The organism is Eggerthella sinensis, from assembly GCF_003339815.1.
GTDB lineage: Bacteria > Actinomycetota > Coriobacteriia > Coriobacteriales > Eggerthellaceae > Eggerthella > Eggerthella sinensis.
In genome coordinates, this window is record NZ_PPTT01000013.1 from 78,509 (window position 1) to 97,050 (window position 18,542).

The 18,542-nt window shown below is 65.4% G+C and carries 16 protein-coding genes; 12 read left to right on the forward strand and 4 right to left on the reverse strand.

The window, feature by feature from the left end; translation table 11 throughout:
* Positions 1–24: 24 nt before the first annotated feature.
* The 3 genes from C1876_RS08940 to pth all read left to right on the forward strand — a co-directional run bounded on the left by C1876_RS08940 (position 25) and on the right by pth (position 3,279).
* Complete coding sequence (locus tag C1876_RS08940; RefSeq protein WP_244910094.1) at positions 25–1,590, forward strand: helix-turn-helix domain-containing protein; 1,566 nt, start codon at positions 25–27, stop codon at positions 1,588–1,590.
* 152 nt (positions 1,591–1,742) lie between these two features.
* Positions 1,743–2,708 carry a ribose-phosphate diphosphokinase gene (locus tag C1876_RS08945; RefSeq protein WP_114546380.1) on the forward strand — a complete coding sequence of 322 codons (966 nt, stop codon included), beginning with the start codon at positions 1,743–1,745 and terminating at the stop codon, positions 2,706–2,708.
* 13 nt (positions 2,709–2,721) lie between these two features.
* Positions 2,722–3,279, forward strand: a complete 558-nt coding sequence (gene pth, locus C1876_RS08950; protein ID WP_114546381.1) for an aminoacyl-tRNA hydrolase — start codon at positions 2,722–2,724, stop codon at positions 3,277–3,279.
* Between the two features lie 188 nt (positions 3,280–3,467).
* On the opposite strand, the gene C1876_RS08955 is transcribed toward pth, so the two are convergent.
* A complete protein-coding gene (locus C1876_RS08955; protein WP_114546382.1) occupies positions 3,468–4,106 on the reverse strand; it encodes a DUF1648 domain-containing protein in 639 nt (212 codons plus the stop codon).
* Positions 4,107–4,192: 86 nt separating this feature from the next.
* On the opposite strand from C1876_RS08955, the gene C1876_RS08960 reads away from it, so the two are divergent.
* Positions 4,193–5,599, forward strand: a complete 1,407-nt coding sequence (locus C1876_RS08960; RefSeq protein ID WP_114546383.1) for a DHA2 family efflux MFS transporter permease subunit — start codon at positions 4,193–4,195, stop codon at positions 5,597–5,599.
* A 46-nt stretch (positions 5,600–5,645) separates the two neighbouring features.
* Here the strand turns inward: C1876_RS08960 and C1876_RS08965 are convergent, their stop codons facing one another.
* Entirely contained in the window at positions 5,646–6,362 is a 717-nt protein-coding gene (locus tag C1876_RS08965; protein ID WP_114546384.1) for a Crp/Fnr family transcriptional regulator, read from the reverse strand.
* Between the two features lie 283 nt (positions 6,363–6,645).
* Between C1876_RS08965 and C1876_RS08970 the strand changes: the two genes are divergently transcribed.
* The 3 genes from C1876_RS08970 (at position 6,646) to C1876_RS08980 (ending at position 10,935) form a co-directional block, all read left to right on the forward strand.
* Positions 6,646–7,293, forward strand: coding sequence for a 4Fe-4S dicluster domain-containing protein (locus C1876_RS08970; RefSeq protein ID WP_244910095.1), 648 nt, complete (start codon positions 6,646–6,648; stop codon positions 7,291–7,293).
* A 1-nt stretch (position 7,294) separates the two neighbouring features.
* Positions 7,295–9,544, forward strand: a complete 2,250-nt coding sequence (locus C1876_RS08975) for a molybdopterin-containing oxidoreductase family protein (protein WP_114546386.1) — start codon at positions 7,295–7,297, stop codon at positions 9,542–9,544.
* A 113-nt stretch (positions 9,545–9,657) separates the two neighbouring features.
* Positions 9,658–10,935, forward strand: a complete 1,278-nt coding sequence (locus C1876_RS08980) for an MFS transporter (protein WP_114546387.1) — start codon at positions 9,658–9,660, stop codon at positions 10,933–10,935.
* Between the two features lie 21 nt (positions 10,936–10,956).
* On the opposite strand, the gene C1876_RS08985 is transcribed toward C1876_RS08980, so the two are convergent.
* Positions 10,957–11,949: a CPBP family intramembrane glutamic endopeptidase gene (locus C1876_RS08985; RefSeq protein WP_114546388.1), complete on the reverse strand. Its 993-nt coding sequence runs from the start codon at positions 11,947–11,949 to the stop codon at positions 10,957–10,959.
* A gap of 165 nt (positions 11,950–12,114) precedes the next feature.
* Between C1876_RS08985 and C1876_RS08990 the strand changes: the two genes are divergently transcribed.
* From C1876_RS08990 to C1876_RS09010, 5 genes are read left to right on the forward strand one after another with little or no spacing between them, the layout of a single operon-like run.
* Positions 12,115–12,861 (forward strand): ABC transporter ATP-binding protein, encoded by a 747-nt coding sequence (locus C1876_RS08990; protein ID WP_114546389.1) that lies wholly within the window; start codon positions 12,115–12,117, stop codon positions 12,859–12,861.
* A 15-nt stretch (positions 12,862–12,876) separates the two neighbouring features.
* Positions 12,877–14,469, forward strand: coding sequence for a hypothetical protein (locus C1876_RS08995; protein ID WP_114546390.1), 1,593 nt, complete (start codon positions 12,877–12,879; stop codon positions 14,467–14,469).
* A gap of 33 nt (positions 14,470–14,502) precedes the next feature.
* Positions 14,503–14,835, forward strand: coding sequence for a hypothetical protein (locus tag C1876_RS09000; protein ID WP_114546391.1), 333 nt, complete (start codon positions 14,503–14,505; stop codon positions 14,833–14,835).
* A gap of 24 nt (positions 14,836–14,859) precedes the next feature.
* Positions 14,860–15,357: a GntR family transcriptional regulator gene (locus C1876_RS09005; protein WP_114546392.1), complete on the forward strand. Its 498-nt coding sequence runs from the start codon at positions 14,860–14,862 to the stop codon at positions 15,355–15,357.
* Positions 15,357–16,472, forward strand: coding sequence for a DUF1648 domain-containing protein (locus C1876_RS09010; protein ID WP_114546393.1), 1,116 nt, complete (start codon positions 15,357–15,359; stop codon positions 16,470–16,472). Before C1876_RS09005 ends, C1876_RS09010 begins: the two co-directional genes overlap by 1 nt.
* A gap of 32 nt (positions 16,473–16,504) precedes the next feature.
* Here the strand turns inward: C1876_RS09010 and C1876_RS09015 are convergent, their stop codons facing one another.
* Positions 16,505–18,508, reverse strand: a complete 2,004-nt coding sequence (locus tag C1876_RS09015) for a cation:proton antiporter (protein ID WP_114546394.1) — start codon at positions 18,506–18,508, stop codon at positions 16,505–16,507.
* Positions 18,509–18,542: the final 34 nt, after the last annotated feature.

The following is an 18,542-nucleotide window of genomic DNA, read 5'->3' on the forward strand; positions in this document are numbered from 1 at the left end:
ATGCGGGGGAGGAGACTGACGCATATGGGAAAGGTTGGCGCGAAGGGGGACGCGCGTGCCCGGCTCTCGTTCTCGCAGTTGCTGGACGATCTGGACAAGCAGTGGCCCAGCATGAAGTTCCTGGGGTTCGGCGCGTACTACGCGTGGATTTTCCTGTGCTACAACAGCGATGTGCTGTTCGATCGCGCAAACACCACCATGGGAAGCGATCCGCTGCTGGCCATGTACCTCGCTTCCACCACGGCGTTGGGCATCGTGCTCATCGTGGCGGGCGTGTTCCATCGGACGGCCGGGCGCATCGTGGAATCGCGCCTGCTCGTGGTTTCGATGGCGGGCGTCGCGACGCTTTCCACGCTGCTCGTTTCATGGTCGGTCCCGCTCGGCCCGCAGAGTCTTCCCTATATCGCGGGCTGCGCGCTCACCGGCGTGGGCACCGCGTTCGTGGCTTTGCGCCTGGGGTCGGTGTACCGCACGGTGGATGCGCGCCAGGCGTTCATGTACACGGCCGGGTCGTTCATCTTCGCGGGCATGCTGTACTTCGTGTGTATCGGCATTCCACAGCCGGCAGGCCTGCTGCTCACGGCCAGCTTGCCGCTGGTCGCGGTGGCGTTCACCATGGCGGCCGCGCGCGGGCACGCCGAGCCGGTGGAAGACGTGGTACCGATGAGCGAGCTGCCGCGCGGGTACTTCATGCGGCTCGTGGTGGCGGTGTCGGTGTTCTCGGTGATCGCGGGCGTGATCAAGGGGTTCATGGTGCTGCAACAGCCCCCGTCGGCGGTGGTGGAGCAGGGCGTGATCATCGTGTTCGCCACAGGATGCGTCGCGGTGCTGTTGTTCGTGTTCGTGGGCCTGCTCGTGCGCGAGTTCGACATCAGCCAGCTGTACTATCCCATCATCATCCTCACCTGCCTGGGCAACTTGGTGGTGCCGCTGTTCGGCGGCTTGGGGGTCATCCAGAACGAGCTGGTGAGCATCGCGTACAACCTGTTCATCCTCATGGTATGGTGCTTGTTGGCCAACGTGGCCAACCGCACCGATCTGTCGTACACGCGCGTGTTCGGATGGGGCCGCGGCGCGTCGGCCGCAGGCACCACCGTCGGGTGGTTCACGGGGTCGTCGCTGGCGCCCATGCTGGCGGAGAACCCCAACAACATGGTGGCGCTGGCCATGGGCATGGTGTTCGTGCTGCTCATGGTGTCGATGGTGATTCTCAACGAGCGCACCATCGGCTCGGCGCTCAAGAAGACGCGCAACGCGCGGACGAACCAGGCAACCGGCGATTTCTTCCCGAACGACATGACCCGGGACGGTGCGCCCGGTGGCGGGGACGCCCCCGGCAACGGCGCGCCGCGCGAGGGCACGTGGACGAAGAGCTGCAACGCGCTTGCCGAGCAGGCGGGGCTGTCGACGCGCGAGCGCGATGTGCTGTTCCTGCTGGGGAAGGGACGCACCATCGAGTTCATAGCCAATGATCTGGGCATTTCGTTCAACACGGCCAAGAGTCACATCCGCAACGTCTACACGAAGGTGGGCGTCCACTCCAAGCAGGAACTGCAAAGCCTGATCGACGAGCGCCGCGACGCGTCGTAGGGCGCGTCCCCGCCGCTTCTGCGGTCAATCTGCGAAGATGGGGAAGTTGCCCCTGTGCGCGCGGGTCACCTGCGGATACAATAGATCGCATGAGACAGGGGGCGACGGCTGCGCGGTGCGGCGGCCCCAGGGTGAAGCGAAGGAGCGCGCACATGACGGAAGTGCAGAAGAGTATGGCCTTGTTCTCGGGGTCGGTCAACCCCGAGCTTGCCGACGAGATTGCGAAGGATCTGAACGTCTCGCTGGGCAACGTCAAGCTTGAGAAGTTTGCGAACGGCGAGATTTACGCGCGCTACCAGGAGAGCGTGCGCGGCGCGGACGTGTTCCTCATCCAGTCGGTGTGCGGGTCTGCCGAGTACGACGTGAACGACGCGCTCATGGAGCTGCTCATCATGGTGGACGCCGCGAAGCGCGCGTCGGCCCGCTCCGTGTCGGCGGTTGTGGCCCACTACGGCTACGCGCGCCAGGACCGCAAGGCGGCTCCGCGCGAGCCCATCACCGCGCGCCTCGTGGCCGACTTGCTGGCCGCCGCGGGCGTGGACAACGTCATCACCATCGACCTGCATCAGGACGCCATCCAGGGCTTCTTCGACCTGCCGGTGAACCACATGACGGCCATGCCCATCTTCGTCGACTACTTCTCCAGCATGGGCCTGGACAAGGAGAAGCTGTGCGTCGTGTCGCCCGACGTGGGCCGTGCGAAGGCCGCCAAGAAGTTCTCCACCATGATGGACTGCGACATCGCCATCATGCACAAGGATCGTCCGAAGCACAACCAGGCCGAGATCACCGCGCTGATCGGCGACGTGCAGGGCAAGGTGTGCATCCTCAACGACGACATGATTGACACCGCCGGCTCGCTGGTGGCCGCCGCCACCACGCTCAAGGCGAAGGGTGCCGAGAAGGTGTACGCATGTGCGACGCACGGCCTGTTCAGCGGCCCGGCGTACGACCGCATCGCGAACTCCATCATCGAGGAAGTGGTGGTGACGAACGCCGTGCCCGTGCCGCTCGAGCGCCAGACCGGCAAGGTGAAGGTGCTGTCCGTGGGCCCGCTGTTCGCCAAGACCATCAGCAACGTCTACAACAACGGCTCCGTCGCGTCCCTGTTCGAGTAGGGGTTTCGCCGCGATGTTTTTGATTGTTGGCCTGGGGAATCCGGGCGCGGAATACGAGCACACCCGACACAACGCCGGGTTCGACGCGGTGGACCTCATCGCCGACGAGGTGGGCGCGCGCTACTGGAAGACGGAGTGCGGGGCGCTCACGACGAAGGGCGCGTATCGCGACCACGACGTGGTGCTGGCCAAGCCGCAGAGCTTCATGAACACGTCGGGCGGGCCGGTGAAGCAGCTGATGAACGCGTACGGCGTGGATGCCGAGCACCTTATCGTCATCCATGACGAGCTCGACATCGACCCCGGCACCGTGCGCGCGAAGTTCGGCGGCGGGCATGCGGGCCACAACGGCCTGCGCTCCATCTGCGACAAGCTGGGCACGCGCGACTGGTACCGCATCCGCGTGGGCATCGGCCGCCCGCCGGGACGCATGCCCGTGGTGGACTGGGTGCTGTCTCAGCCGAAAAAGGACGCGGCCGAGGATTTCGTCCAAGCCACCGACCGCGGCGCCCAAGCCGCGCTGTCCCTGGTCGTTTCGGGGTTGGAGAAGACCCAGCAGACGTTCAACTAGCAAAAACGCCCTCCTCGCGGGGGCGTTTTTTGCATCCCTGCGCGCCCTCTCCCTGCGCGTCTTCTCCCCGTGCGCCCTCTTCCTGCGCGCCCTCTCCTTGCGCGGCGGATTACGTTTCGCCTGGTCGGAGATCTTACCGCCGCGCAAGGAGAGGGGCCGCTTTACCGCAGCGGGCGTGCGCCCTCGAGCTACCAGAACAGTACGGCCCATTCGGCAAGCACGACGGCGGCGAGGAAGAGGAGGAGCGCTCCGATGGCGCGGGCTTGGCTCTTGGGGGCGCCGAGGCTGCGCTCGAGCTCGCTCGGTTTGGGCTGGAAGTTGACTCCGGCGAGCCCTTTGCCGGTGATGAGCATGTACAGGGCGCATCCCACCAGAGACGCAACGATCAATCCGAACAACCCGTTGAGAAGCAGCTCGAGCAGATCGACGGGAAGTTCGGGCGGCGAAGCCAACGCGAAGGCGCCTCCTATGTAGAGGCTTTGGCCGACGGTCATGAGGATGATGGTGACGACGCTCAGGGGGAACACGTTTTTCGGCGGACCTTCCAGAACGATCCAGTCCTCGCGGCCCGTTTGACGCTGGTGCTCGATCACGGCATAGAGGCCGGCGAAGAGGAGTCCGAATGCGGTCAGTATGCCCGCGGCCACGAACAGGCGGGCCTTCGACCCCCATTCGTCGGGGCCGCTCGATCCGTAATGGACGGGCACCGTATCGCCGAGAAACGGAAACGCAGCTGCGGTGAGCAGCACCGGCAGCGCGGCGAGCACGAGCAGCACGGCGATGCGGGCTCGCGGGATGGTGCAGGTTGGTGGCAGTTCGTTTTCCATGGGGGCTCCTATCTGCCTTGGAGTGTAGCATGGTGGTGCATTCGAGGATTATACTGGTAGTGTACGGGACGGGAGGATGACGAGGGATGGACGAATCGACGGCGCGCGAGCGCGGGGCGGGGTCGTTGAAGGATGGGCGGATGCGCGTGTATGCGCTGTTCGCTATCGTGGTGCTGGCGTCGGCGTCGGGCAACCTGTCGCAAACCGCGGTCAACGCCATGCTCAGCGACATCATGGCCCAGTTCAACCTTACGGTTGACCTGGGTCAATGGCTGACCACTATCTATATGTTGGTGCTGGGCGTCACCGTGCCGGTGGCAACGTTCCTCTCGCGGCGCTTCTCGGTGAAGCAGCACGTATTCATCGCGCTGGGATTCTTCCTCGTAGGCGCGGTGACCGACCTCGTGGCACCGAACTTCGCCGTGCTGCTGCTGGGTCGCGTGTGCCAGGCTATTTCCACCGGCATGCTCATGCCGCTCATGCAGACCATCGCCATGACACGCTTCCCGCGCGGACGGCAGGCCACGGCCATGGGCATCGCGGGCATCGCCATGGGGTTCGCGCCGAACATCGGGCCCACCATTGGCGGCGCGATGAGTTTCGCGCTGGGATGGCGCAGCTTCTTCATCCTGCTCGTAGCCATCATGGTGGTGCTGGGCGTGGCAGCGGCCTTCGCCATCAAATCGTCGGACGCTCCCGACAAGCATGCGCGGCTCGACGTGGTGTCGCTGCTGCAATCGACGCTGGGGTTCGGCGGCCTCTTGCTGGCGTTCTCGAATGCGAGCAGCTTCTCCATCGAGAGCCCCTTCATCTGGGCGCCGCTTGCACTGGGGGCGTTGTTCCTCGTGCTGTTCGTGCGTCGGCAGAAGCGCGTGAACGACCCGCTCATCAGCATGGACATCTTCGCATCGCACCAGTACCGGGTGGGATTCATCGCGCAGAATCTGCTGAACGCCTCGTTCATGGGCGTGACGCTGATCGTGCCGCTGTACGTTGAGGGGCTGTGCGGCGGAACCGCGCTCGAGGCGGGCATGGTGCTGCTGCCCGGAACGGTGAGTGCGCTGTTCCTCAACCCGCTGGCGGGCGTGCTGACCGACAAGCTGGGCGTGCGTCCGGTCGCGCTGGTCGCAGGCGCGTTTCTGGCGGCCGGCGCCGTGCTCATGTCGTTTCTCAACGCGGACACGCCGCTGTACGTGGTCATGCTGTGCCAGGCGGTGCGCGCGGTGGGAGTGTCGGGTCTCGTGGGGCCGCTCACGTCGTGGAGCCTCGCGCAGCTGCCGCGACCCATCGTGGCGGACGGGTCATCGTTCTGCATTTCCGCACGTCAAGCGTGCGCGTCGCTGGGGACGTCGGTGATGGTGTTTCTCATCACCGTGGTGGGAGCGTCCTCGATGGGCCTCGCGAACCCGGCGCTGGCCTACCAGCTGGCGTTCGGCTTCTCCGGCCTCATGGCCGTAGCCACCCTCGGCTTCATCGTGGCAAAGGTGCGGTAGGGGGCGCGGGGTTGCGCGCCGCGCCATGCCATGCGGTGCGCAACCCTCAGTAGTTGATGGGGTTGTCTTCGAGGCCGTATTGGGACAGGCGCTCGACGTCGAACACGCGGATGTGCGTGCGGGTGCGTTCGATGACCCCCTCGTTTTCCAACGCGGCGATGAGCTTTGTGCAGGTGGTGATGTGCACCGACAGTAGTTCGGACAGCTGCTGCAGCGTCAGCTTGCACTCGATGTCGTACACGCCGTGATCGTCGCATTCCTGCGTGGCGCACAGCTTCTGCAGCCACATGATCATGCGCTTGGTGGACGACTGATGCCCCGTGTTGCTGATTCGGTGTCCCATCTGGGCAAACGACATGTGACACACGTTGATGAACTCGTAGAACAGCTCGGGATCGTCCTGTGACAGCTCGTAGAGCTGGCGCTGCGTGAAGGCGAACAGCACGGTGTTCTGCGTGGCGATGAAGCGTGCCTTGTAGCGGCCGATGGACGCGTAGTCGTTGTACTCCGCGGAGAAGGCGTTGCCGGCGTTGCGCCAGTACAGCGGCGCGACCTCGCCCGATTCCTGCTCGAACGTGGCCACGATCTGCCCCTCGTCGATGTAGTAGTAATACAGGTCGTCGATAGTTTTGGCGCTCGTGCGGATGTACTCGCCCTTGAAAAGCTTTTTCTTCTTCCCCTGCGCAATGTAGTCGGCAATCTTCAGTCGGCGGAACGGTTGGTTCGGTATCAGGATGGATCGGTACTCCTGCTCGGTTGCCATGGTCCCCTCTCCCTGTGGCTCGGTTTCGCGCGCGTAGCGTGGAAAAACCCAGAACAATACTAGCACTTGTCGCCCTACGCTGTCACGAACGCGGCACCTCGCGGTGCGAAACCTGGCCTGTGCCAGAAACGGCTGCCGCGTCTGCCAGCAACCCAGGGAAGCGAAATACGCGAACGGGTTGTTGCGGGCGCTTCTGGAAGGGGCACCCCGTCCTGAGTAGAGTGCGTGGTGTGGGAAAACGGGAGGAACAAGGAGAAAGGACGAGGGGATGACAAGGTACGGAATGGCAATTGACCTGCGCCGTTGCGCGGGGTGCGGCGCGTGTGTGGTCGCGTGCCAAATGGAGAACAACCAGCGACCCGGCGTATCGTGGAACAGCCTGGACGTCTGCGAATGGGGCACGAAGGTGGGGGAGAGCGGCCGCGCGTACGTGCCGAACGCATGCGTGCAGTGCGAGAAGCCGAAATGCGTGGAGGCATGCCCGACGGGTGCAAGCGTTCGGCGCGACGACGGCATTACCGTCATCGATTACGACGCGTGCATCGCGTGCGGACTCTGCCTGGCGGCGTGCCCGTACGGCGCGCGTAAGCTCAATCGCAAGGATCGAAACATGTTCGATGCAGACGTGCCGGCACCTTACGAGTCGTACGGCGTGCAGCGCAGCCTCGTGGCGGAGAAGTGCATCTTCTGCGAAGGGCGTCTTGCGGAGGGCAAGCAGCCTGCCTGCGTGGTGAACTGCCCCGGACGTGCGCGCTATTTCGGCGACCTCGACGATCCTGAGAGCGTGGTATCGAAGTTCATCGCCGGCGACGAAGCGGTTCTGCGCGTCGACGAGGGGTCGTTCTACTATCGTCCGGTTGACGGCATGCCGCTCGACGTGCTGCCGTCCGACGCGCTGGCGGATTCGAAGCAGGGAAAGGCAGGGGCATAGCATGAACGCAACGAACACGGTATCGCGTCGCACGTTTCTCAAGGGTTCGGCGGCGGTGGCGGGCGCCGCGCTGGTGGCGGGATCGTACGAGATCGCTCATCCCGAAGGCGCCATCGCGGAGGACGCGCCGCTTGAGGTGAAGTACACGTACTGCGACATGTGCAACCACGTGCCGAAGTGCGGCATCGCCGCCACGGTGAAGGACGGCAAGGTGGTGCGCGTGGAGGCGCGCGACAAGTATCCCGCGTCGCCTATCTGCGCAAAGGGCATCTCGAGCTTGCAGGAGCTGTACGATCCGCATCGCATCACGTACCCGATGGTGCGCACGAATCCGAAGGGCACGGGAGCTCCGGAGTGGGAGCCCATCTCGTGGGACGATGCGTACGCGCGCATCGCTAGCGAGTTCAACCGCATCAAGGATGCGTACGGACCCGAGAAGGTGCTGTTCTACTGCGGCGACCCGAAGGAGCCGCGCGGCGCCATGCAGCGTTTGGCCACCCTGTTCGGCTCGCCCACGTACGGCAGCGAAAGCTCCACGTGCGCGGCGGCAACGTGGATGTGCTCGCAGCTGGTGACCGGCCAGTTGTCCATGGGCACCGACCCCTCCGATGCGACGGCGAGCTGCCTTGTGTGGTCGCTCAACCCGGCATGGTCGCAGCCGTACCGTTTCGGCGACATGATGAAGCAGAAGGAACGCGGCTGCAAGTTCGTGGTGGTGGACCCGCGCATCACGCCGACGGTCACCGGTATGGCCGACGTCCATCTGCAACTGCGCCCCGGCACCGACGGCGCGCTCGCGCTGGGCTTCATCCACGTGATGGTGCGCGACGGCCTGTACGACAAGGAATTCGTGGAGCAATGGACGCACGGCTTCGACGAGCTGTCGGCCTACGTGCAGGAGTTCACGCCCGAACGCGTGGAGGAAATCACCTGGGTTCCCGCGGCGAAACTTGAGGAAGCGGTGCACCTCATCTGCGAAAACCTGCCGGCGACGCTCGTGTCGAGCTCGGCGGGAGCGTGCCACGCCACGAATGTGGGCAACTTCCAGCGCGCCGTGTTCTCCATCATCTCCATGACGGGCAGTCTCGACGTTGCCGGTGGCCTGTCCATGGGACCGGGTCTGCCGTTCGACTACTCGGCATCCACGGCGCCGTTCAGGTTGGAGAGCCTTTACGACGAGCGCGGGCTGCAGGACATTCGCTACGATAAGGACGATTTCCCCGTGTGGGCGCACTACTTCAAGATGATTCAGACTGCGCACCTGCCGGAGCTCGTGGCCGACGGCAAGATCAGGGCGGGCGTGCTGCTGGGCGTCAACTCCATGATGTGGCCGCAGACGCCGGAGTACCAAAAGGCCATTCAGGACATGGAGTTCACTGTGGCCATCGACTACTATATGCGTCCCTGGACGCACGACCTGGTGGATATGCTGCTGCCCGCCGCCATGTGCTACGAGCGCATGGCCCCGTTCGCCATCTTCGGACGCAAGATATTCCTGCGCGAGCCCGTGGTGGAGCCGGCGGGGCAGTGCCGCGAAGACTGGCGCATTCTGTTGGAAATCGGCTGCGCGCTGGGCTTCGAGGAGGAGTGCTACGGCGGCGATGTGGAAGCCGCGCTCGAGGACATGCTGGCGAAGACCGACCTCGGCATCACGATGGCCGACCTGCGCGCGCACCCCGAAGGCTACGAGGTGCCCGGCGGCTCGAAGGACGAGCGGAAGTACGAAACCGGCGGCCTGCGCAAGGACAAGGAGCCCGGGTTCAGCACGCCGACGGGCAAGATCGAACTCGTGTCCGAAGTGCTCAAGCAGTACGGCTTCGAGGGCCTGCCGGTGTACGAGGAACCGGTATACAGCCCTGTGAGCACACCTGACCTGGCGAAAGACTACTCTCTCGTGCTGAACAGCGGTTCGCGCGTGCCGTACTACACGCACTCGAAGCTGCGCGACCTGCCCTGGCTCAACCAGTTCATGCCGGAGCCGGTGGTGCGCTTGCACCCCGACGATGCGAGCGCCCGCGGCATCGCGGACGGTGATCAGGTGCGCGTGTTCAACCAGTTCGGGGAGGTGACGATGAAGGCCGAGATCACGAACCTCGTGCTGCCCGGCGTCATCGACGTTTTCCACGGGTGGCATCAGGCGGACATCAACCTGTTGACCTCGCGCGACTTCGACCCCATCACCGGGTTCCCGCCGTTCAGGTCGGGGCTGTGCGAGGTGGAGCGCACGGGGAAGGGGCGCATGGTGGTTTAGGGGCTGTGCTAGATTGCGGTTCGGCTTCTGGGCGGTGACGGGTTAGCGGGTGCGGCGAAGGCGGCTCTACACTGAATGACGGAATTGTTCGCCGTTCAGCCGAGAGGGCTCCCATGATCGCATCCGCGCAACCCCGCTTGAGCAAGCCGCCCGCGTATCGCTGGTGGATTCTTGTCGCCAACATGCTGGCGTACGGCCAGTTCTTCCTCACGGTGCAGGTGGTGAATGCGTTTTCGTCCACCGTGCAGGATCAATGGCACCTGGCCACGGCCGACCTTGCGCTGCTGACCACGGTTACGCTGGCGGGATACGCGCTGGCGAGCGCGGCGGGCGGCAAGCTGCAGACGATGTTCGGCGCGCGCCGCACCGTGGTGTGGGGCGTGGTGGTGAACGTGCTGCTGGCGCTGCTGTTTCCCACGGTGGTGGGCGCCAGTTACGAGGGCATGATGGCGCTGCGCTTCCTGCAAGGCGTCGCGGGCGGCTGCATCGCCAGCTCGGTGGTGTCGTCCACCACGCTGTGGTTCCCCGTGCGGCAACGCGGGTTGGCGGAAGGGCTGCTCATGGGCGTGCTGGGCTTCGGCTTCGCGCTTGCGTCGTTCTTTGCGCCGCCTCTTTTGGCGACGGGCATGTCGTGGCAGTTCGCGGCCGCCGTGCTCGTGGTGGTACCGGGCGCCATCATCGCCGTGGTGTATGCGCTGACGGTGCGCGATCTGGGGAAGATGTATCCCGGTGCCGACGCGATCGCCGACTTGCTGCCCGCGCCGTCCGACGCGGGAGAGGGCGCAGCGGGGCGCGCGTCCGCGGGCGGGGCTGCAGATGCGGCATCCGCCACCGCGCCGGCTGATCGTCCCAGCTCCATGGCGCAGGCGCGCCGCGAGCCGCGGTTCTGGGCGGCCATCGTCGTGGGATTCGTGAACGGGTGGCTCACCTACGGGTTCGCCACGCTGCTGCCTCCGCTGCTCACGGGCAACCTGGGATTCTCGGGCGATGCCGTGGCGTCCATCACGTCGGCCACCTTCGTCATCACGCTCATCGCGTCGCCGCTGGGCGGCATCCTGTCCGACCGGGTGTTCGGCGGACGGCGCTGGCCCGTGCTGCTGCTGGGCAACATCGTGTCGGTGGTGGCGCTCGTGACGGTGCCGTTCGTGCCGCATGGCCTGGTCACCGCCGTGCTCGTGATAGCCTACGCGTCGGTGTCGCTGTGCTGCGGCACGTTCTGGACGCTGCCGAGCGAGCTGGTGCGCCCGTCGATCGCCGCGCAATCGACGGGCTTCATCACGGCGGTGGCCAACATCGGCAGCCTGCTGACGGGCTTCGCGCTGGGCGCGCTCATCGACGCGTCGGCCTCGGCGCTGCCCGCGTGTTCCTGTGCGCGGGACTGGCCGCCGTGAGCGCCATCGCGTGCCCGGTGATCAAGCAGTAGGAGTTGTCGCGCTGGCGGCCTCGCGGGCGAGGTCGGCCTTCGTCACGCCGTCGGGCAGGCCCGCCTTCGGCATGTCGAGCGTGCCCGTCTTCTCGCGACGGTGCAGGTCGCGCAGCATGAACGCCGCCACCACGATGAAGGCGCAGCCGCCGACGATTCCCACGGGCATGGGGCCGACGAACGGGTTGCCGCCCGTCACCGAGAACAGCAGCGCCGCGCTCACGAACCCGTTGATGGCGCCGTGGCCGATGGCCGCCGCCAGGCAGCTGCCCGTGCGCACGGTGACGTACGTGAGGAAGATGCCGATGACGATGCAGAACAGGCACATGGCCGCGATGCCGCCGATGGGCCAGGTAGGATACCCCACGCCGTAGTTGTGCCCGATGATGGTGAGCGGCGCGTGCCACAAACCCCAGATGACGCCCGTGATGAGCAGCGTGGGGACGATGCGCAGGCGCGTGGACACCTTCGGCACGAGGTAGCCGCGCCAGCCCCATTCCTCGCCGAACGTCGTGAAGATGTTGAGCACGGGCGCCAGAAAAATGGCGAACGGCAGCTGCGCGAGCAGCATCATGGTGATGGTGTCGGCGGGCATCTCGGCGCCGGTCGCCGCCGCTTGCTGCTGCGTCGAGGCGACGAACGTGGTCATGGCGGGGTCGAAGTCCTGCGGGAAGATGAAGAAGTACACAGCCGCGCCGACGATGGACAGGACGACCGGCCCGAACCAGGCGACGGCGAACCAGGGCAGCGCTTTCTTGAATCCGCGCGGCTTGATGACGCTGTTCTTGAAGCCCTCGCCCGTGACGAGGCGCGTGATAAGCACCCCGATAGCGGGGAAGAACATGGCCGCGCCCGTGACGAACTGCGCGGCGACAGGCGGAATGCCGGTGAGCGCCCCCGATGACACCGGGTACACCACCCCGAACTCGTATGCCCACGTCAATCCGAACGTGATGGCCAAGAACAACACGATTCTCTTCATGATGCGTCCCTTTCTGTGTGAGAACAGCGAACGAATGTTTCACGTGAAACATTCGCGGTTCGATGCAAGGCAGCGCCAGGCTCCGCGCGGATGGAAACGTGGGCTTGCATCTTTGTTCCATCTGTTATAGCATAAATATAACAAACAGCGGCGAAAGGATCAAGTATGAACGCAGCGGTTCCGGTTTTGGCAGTGAAGGATGTCGTCAAGACGTTCGGCGCGAAGCGCGCCGTCGACGGCGTGTCGCTCGACGTGATGCCGGGCGACATCTTCGGCTTCGTCGGTCATAACGGCGCCGGCAAGACGACGCTCATCCGCTCCATCGTGGGCGTGACCGGCTTCGACGAGGGCGACATCCGCATTGCGGGGCAGTCGGTGAAAACGGATGCGCTCGCATGCAAGCGCGTAACGGCGTACGTCCCCGACAACCCCGACATCTACGAATTCCTCACGGGCATCCAGTACCTCGACTACATCTCGGACATCTTCGAGGTGCCGGCCGACGTTCGCGAGGCCCGCATTCAGCAGTATGCCGATCGCCTGAGTCTCACCTCGGCGCTCGGCGACCTCGTGTCCTCGTACTCGCACGGCATGCGTCAGAAGCTCGTGCTCATCGGCGCGCTCGTGCACGAACCCACGCTGCTCGTGCTTGACGAGCCCTTCGTGGGCCTCGACCCCGAAGCGTCGTTCCACGTGAAGGAGATGCTGCGCGAGCTGTCCGAGCGCGGCGCGGCCGTGTTCTTCTCGAGCCATGTGCTGGAAGTGGTGGAAAAGCTGTGCAACAAGGTGGCCATCATCAAGCAAGGCACGCTGCGCGCGTACGGTCCCACCGCCGACGTGGTGGGCGATGAGAGCCTGGAAGACGTGTTCCTCGACATGATCGACCATCAGGCTCCCGGTACGCGGGCGTAGGGAACGGAGCTTTTCATGAAATCCTTTATCCTCTTGCTGAAGATCCAGATGCTGGGGCTGTTCGGCATCAACAAAACGCTACACGCCGATCCGGCGAAGGCGAAGCGCACGCTGGGGCTGGCGGCGTTGGCGGTGGCGGCCATCGTGCTGTTCGCGGCGCTGTACTCGGTCGGGGTGGCGCAGGCGCTCATTCAAATCGGGCTGCCCGAGGCCATCCCGCTCGTCGCGGTGCTCGTGGGTGCCGTGGCGGGCGCCGTGGCCGCGTTTCTCAAGACGAACGGCGTGCTGTTCGGCTTCAAGGACTACGACCTGGTGATGTCGCTGCCCGTTTCCACCACCTCGGTGGTGCTGTCGCGCATCGTGTCGCTGTACGCCATGAGCTTGGTGTTCGGCCTGCTGGCTATGGTGCCGGCGTTCGCGGTGTACGCGGGATACGTGGGCGTGTCGGCGGCGGGCGTGCTGTGCATGGCGTTGTCCGTGGTGTTGGCGCCGCTGCTGCCGTTGGCGGTGGCCATCGTGCTGGCGGTGCTCATCGCCGCGGTGTCGGCGCGCTTCCGCCATGCGAACATCGTCGTGATCGTGTTGACGCTGGCGGCGACGCTCGTCGCGGTGTTCGGCTCGCTCGCGTTCTCGTCGCAAGGCGACGACCTGGCCGCCATGACGGCGCTCGGCACGCAGCTCACCGCGCAGATTGCGGCGGCGTTCCCGCCGGCGGCGTGGGCGACGGCCGGCATCGTGCGGGGCGACCTCTTGCAATTCTTCGCCTTCGCCGCAGCGAACCTCGTGGCGGCCGGCGTGGTGCTTGCGCTGGTCGTGCGCCTGTTCGTGCCGGTGAACACGCTGCTCATGTCGTCGCGTCCGAGCGGTACGTTCTCGTTCGACGGCAAGCGGCGCGCTGCGGGCCTCAAGACGCGCACGCCGTTTCGCGCGCTCGTGGCCAAGGAAGCGCGTCTCATGGTGGCTACGCCCATCTATATCATGAACTCCTGCATCGGGTTCGTGTTGGTGCTGGTGGCGGCCTTGGCTGCCTCGGTGGGAACCATGACGGGCCTCGTGTCGCTCGACGCGCTGCCGCCCGAGTTCACGCCCTTCATCGGCACGCTGCTTCCCTGGGCGCTCGCGTTCTTCTGCGCCATCTCGTCCACGACGGCGGCGTCGATGTCGCTCGAAGGGTCGGCGCGCTGGCTCATGCTGACCGCGCCGGTGCCGGCGAGCACCGTGCTGGGCGCGAAAGCCGCCGTCAACCTGATGGTTGCGGTGCCGGCGGTGTCGGTGTCAGCCGTGCTGCTGGCCATCGCGCTGCCGCTCGACCCGTTGTCCATCGTGGCGCTGTTCGTGGTGCCGCTGGGGTCGAGCCTGCTGGCCACGTTCGGCGGCCTCGCCCTTGACGCATGGCGCCCGCGTTACGACTGGACCACCGTGTACGAGCCGGTGAAGCGCGGCCTGCCCGTGTTCGGCGTCATCATGGGCGGCATGGCGTTCGTCGTGGTGGGCATGGTGCTCACCACCGTGCTGGGCGCGATCATGGGGCTTGCGCTGGGCCTCGTGGCGGCCGCGGTCTCGTGGATGCTGTTCCGCATCACGGTGAAGCACGGCTTGACGGCATAAGCGTTGGTCGATCGACGAAGGAAAGGATGTATCATGGGAGCTTACGAAGGGAAGGCCCGGGGTCGCTGCGAGGGCACGGTGCTCGAAGGGCGTGCGGGGCTGGCGGTTGCCCTCGCGCTGGGAGTGGCGGCGCTCGCGTTCATGGCGTTGGAGTGGTTCCTGCTGCCCGACCAGGTGGTGGTGCAGTTCGGCATATCGGGCGAGCACTACGGGCCGAAGGCGGTGGTCGTGCTTATCACGGCGGCGCTCGGCGTGGGCGGGGCGGCGTGGCTCGGCGTCTCGCGCGCCAAGACGGGCCTTTTGCTGTCGGCGGTGGGGTCGGGCCTGGCCTTGGTCACGCTCGCCATCAACCTGGTGCTGTTCTAAAGAGCTTGCGAAGGAGGTTCGTCCATGATCATACGCATCGATCAAAGGTCGGAAGAGCCGTTGTACCTGCAGATCCGCGGTCAGATCATCGCGGCTATCGCCACGGGCGAACTGGTGCCCGGTGCGTCGCTGCCGTCGGTGCGCGCCCTGGCGAGCGACTTGGGCATCAACCTGCACACGGTGAACAAAGCGTATGCCGTGCTGCGCGACGAGGGCTACGTGCTCATGCGCGGCCGTTCGGGCGCCTATATCGCCGACCCGTGCGAGGCCGACCGGGCCGATCGCGCTCAGATCGAATTGGCGAAGATGGAGGACGAGCTGTTCGAGCTTGCCTTGGCGCATCGCGCGCGCGGCGGCTCGTGGGGCGAGTTCCTGGAGTGCGCGCAGGTGCAGGCTGCACGTGCGTACGGCGCGGGCGAGCGCCCGGGCGCGCAGGAGCCGGGCGCGGCGAGCCATGCTGAGAACGCGAACGTCGATCGCGCGCTGTCGAGCGAGCCGGCGTATCAGGGAGGTGTGTCGTAGTGGAGGGATTCGATCCCACCATCATGGTGATGCTCACGATGCTGTTGGTGCCGGTGGTGGGCGTGTTCATGGCCGTCACCCCGTACCTCATGCGTCGTGGCGAGGTGTTCACCGTCACCGTGCCCACTTCCGAGCAGAAGGATCCGTACGTCAAGGGCCTCAAGCGGCGCTACGTCGTGGTGGTTCTGGTGCCGACGGTGCTGCTCACCGTGGCGGGCATCGCGTGCGCGGCGGCCGGCTCGTACGGCGGGGCGTTCGCCGTGATGATCGTGGGCGTGTTGGCGCTGACGGGCGGCGGGTACGCGCTCATGTTGTTCTATCGCCGCAAGATGAACGAGTACAAGAAAGAGCGCGGCTGGGTGGCCGACGTGCAGGAATCCGTGGCCGTGGTGGGCGAGCAGCCGGTGCCGCACGCCATCTCGCTCAAGTGGAACCTGCTGTACCTGCCGGTCATGGCGCTCACGCTGATCATCGGCTCCGTGGGCTACGCGCACATGCCCGACATGATCGCCATGCACGTGGGCTTCGACGGCACGGTGAACGACTGGGCGGAGAAAACGCCGCTCATCGTGTGGATGCCCGTGCTCATCCAGGCGTTCATGGGGGTGTGCTTCGTGTTCTCCCATTGGACCATCGCCCACTCGAAGAAGTGGGCGGAACCGGGCGCACCGGCGACGTCTGCGCTTGCGTACGGCCTGTTCGCCCGCGCGCAGAGCATCTTCCTCGTGGCTGGCGGGGTCGTCATCGACCTTGCGATGATTGCCATGCCGCTGTCGTTCATGGACGTTATCTCGCTCGGGCAGGCCGGGGTGTTCGTGGCGATTGCCGCCATGGTCCTGTGCGTGGGCGGCATGGCCATCAGCGTGGTGTACGGGCAGGCGGGCTCGCGCGTGTTCAAGCGCATGCAGACGTCCGATCAGCTGCTCGTGGACAACGATCAGTACTGGAAGTTCGGCGTGTTCTACTACAACCCCGACGACGCCAGCCTGTTTTTGCCCGAGCGCTTCGGTGTGGGCTGGACGCTCAACTTCGCCCGTCCCGCCGTGTGGGCCATCGTGGTGGGCGGCTTTCTCGTGACGGCAGCCTTCGTGGTGGCCGTGATGCTGCTGTTCTAAGCGGGCGTGCGGACGCCCGTGCGGAGGCAACCCTACAGGTTGTCTTCCAGGTCGATTTGCATGAGGGCGACGTTTTCACGCAGCCGCTTGTACGCGGCGCGCGGCAAGCGGCCCTCCTCGTACCGTGCTTGCAGGGCCTCGAGCTCCAATCGGAGACCCTGTCGCTGGATGTCCACGGCCTTGTCGGCGACGTTAGCCATCGCGGTGATGGAGGGGCTCGCCGCGCGCGTCGTGTGCACGAGGCGCTGGTACTCCAAAATCAGCGCGCTGATGGTTTCCGCCGGCTCGTCGGAGGTGGGTGAGGCCAGCTCGGCCTGCAGCTTTTCAATGACGTGCTCGTTGCTGCGCAAGCGCAGCTCGCGTTCAGCCTGCGTGCGTTCTGCCAGGTCGTCGCCGGGCAGCACCTTCGCGATGCGGTGCCATCCCGCATGCACGAGCGTGCGCAGCCGCAGGTAGGCGATTTGCAGCGACAGGCGGTCGGCGTGGTGCTGCAGCAGGTTTTCGGTGCGCGACAGACGCTTGACGTGGCGGTATCCCACCAGCGGGTCGATTTCTTCACGCTCGAGCAGGTCGAGCACGTAGTCCTTCTCCCATCCGGTGGCGCGCAGGCGCAGCGCCGTGCTCGATTCGTCGTCGGCCGACTCGTTCTTGTTCTTCAGCCGCGCGATTCGCTCGTTGTACGAGCGAATGACCGTGCGCGTTGCCGCGCGATTCTCCACGGTTTGATGGGCGGCCAGCTCCTCGATCACCGAGCGCAGAATGTCGATGTTCGCCTTGCGGAGGTCGAACTCGCTCTCGGCGACGTCGTCCTTCTTCGGCGCGATGAGCGGCACGACGAACGTGGCCAGCAGCATGGTGACCACGATGACGCCGCACGCCAGGAACAGCAGCAGTTCGCGCTGCGGAATGGAAAACGGAATGGTGAACGCGACGGCAAGGGTGATGGTGCCCTTCGGCCCGGCCAAGGTCATGACGGCGCATGAGCGCAGCTCGTCCAGGGTGATCCGGCCCTTGCGTTGCCGGTGCAGGCGGTCCATGGACAGCACCCAGATGAAGCGCGCGGCCAGCATGAGCAGCGTGATGATCAGGATGTAGCCGATGAGCACGCCGTTATCGAAGGTGACGTTCGCCCAGGTGCGCTGCATGGCGCGCGGCAGCTGCGTGCCGAGGAGCACGAACACGGTGCCGTTGAGGGCGAACGTGAGCACGCGCCACACGCTCGTCGAGACGATGTTCATGCGTGAGATGGCCGGATCGAGGGTGCGCGGCGACACGACGTTCAAAATGCCGGCGGTCACCACCGCGATGATGCCGCTCGTGCCCAGGGCGTTCGCCACGAGGTACACGATGAACGGCACGAACACCTCGAACAGCACGTGGAACGTCGTGTTCTCCAACCCCCACGAGCGCACGCGCCGCACGATGAAGTTGCCCAGATACCCCAGCGCGATGCCGATGAACATGCCGCCAAGGAACGCGAAGAAGAAGTTCGCCGTTGCTCCGACCAGCGAAAACGTGCCGGTCACCGCAGCGGCGATGGCGAACTGAAACGACACGATGCCCGAGGCGTCGTTGATGATGGATTCGCTCTCCAGGATGTTGCGCGAGCGCGCCGGAATTTTCACCTGCTTGGCCAGCGAGGCCACCGACACGGCGTCGGTGGGGCCGAGCGCGGCTCCCAGGGCGAAGGCCGCCGCAAGCGACACGGACGGAATGAGCCAGTTCACCGCGAATCCGACGATGAGCGCCGAGGCGATGACCAGCCCCACGGCAAGCGACAGCACGGGGCGCCTGTTCTGCCACAGGGCCTTCTTGTCGAGGTTCTTCGACTCGTCGTACAGCAGGGGCGCGATGAGCAGCACCAGAAAGAGGTTCGGATCGAAGTCGATGGTGATCTGGGTGCCCATGAGCAGCGCGATGCCCAGGCCGAGCGCAATCTGTATGAGCGGCGACGACACTTTGGGAACAAGCTGGTCGATCACCGACGACAGCAGCACGGCGGCCAACATGAGCAAGGTGAGTTCGAGGAATTCCAAAAAGGCCTCCTTTTCGATAGGGAAAGGGGGTTTT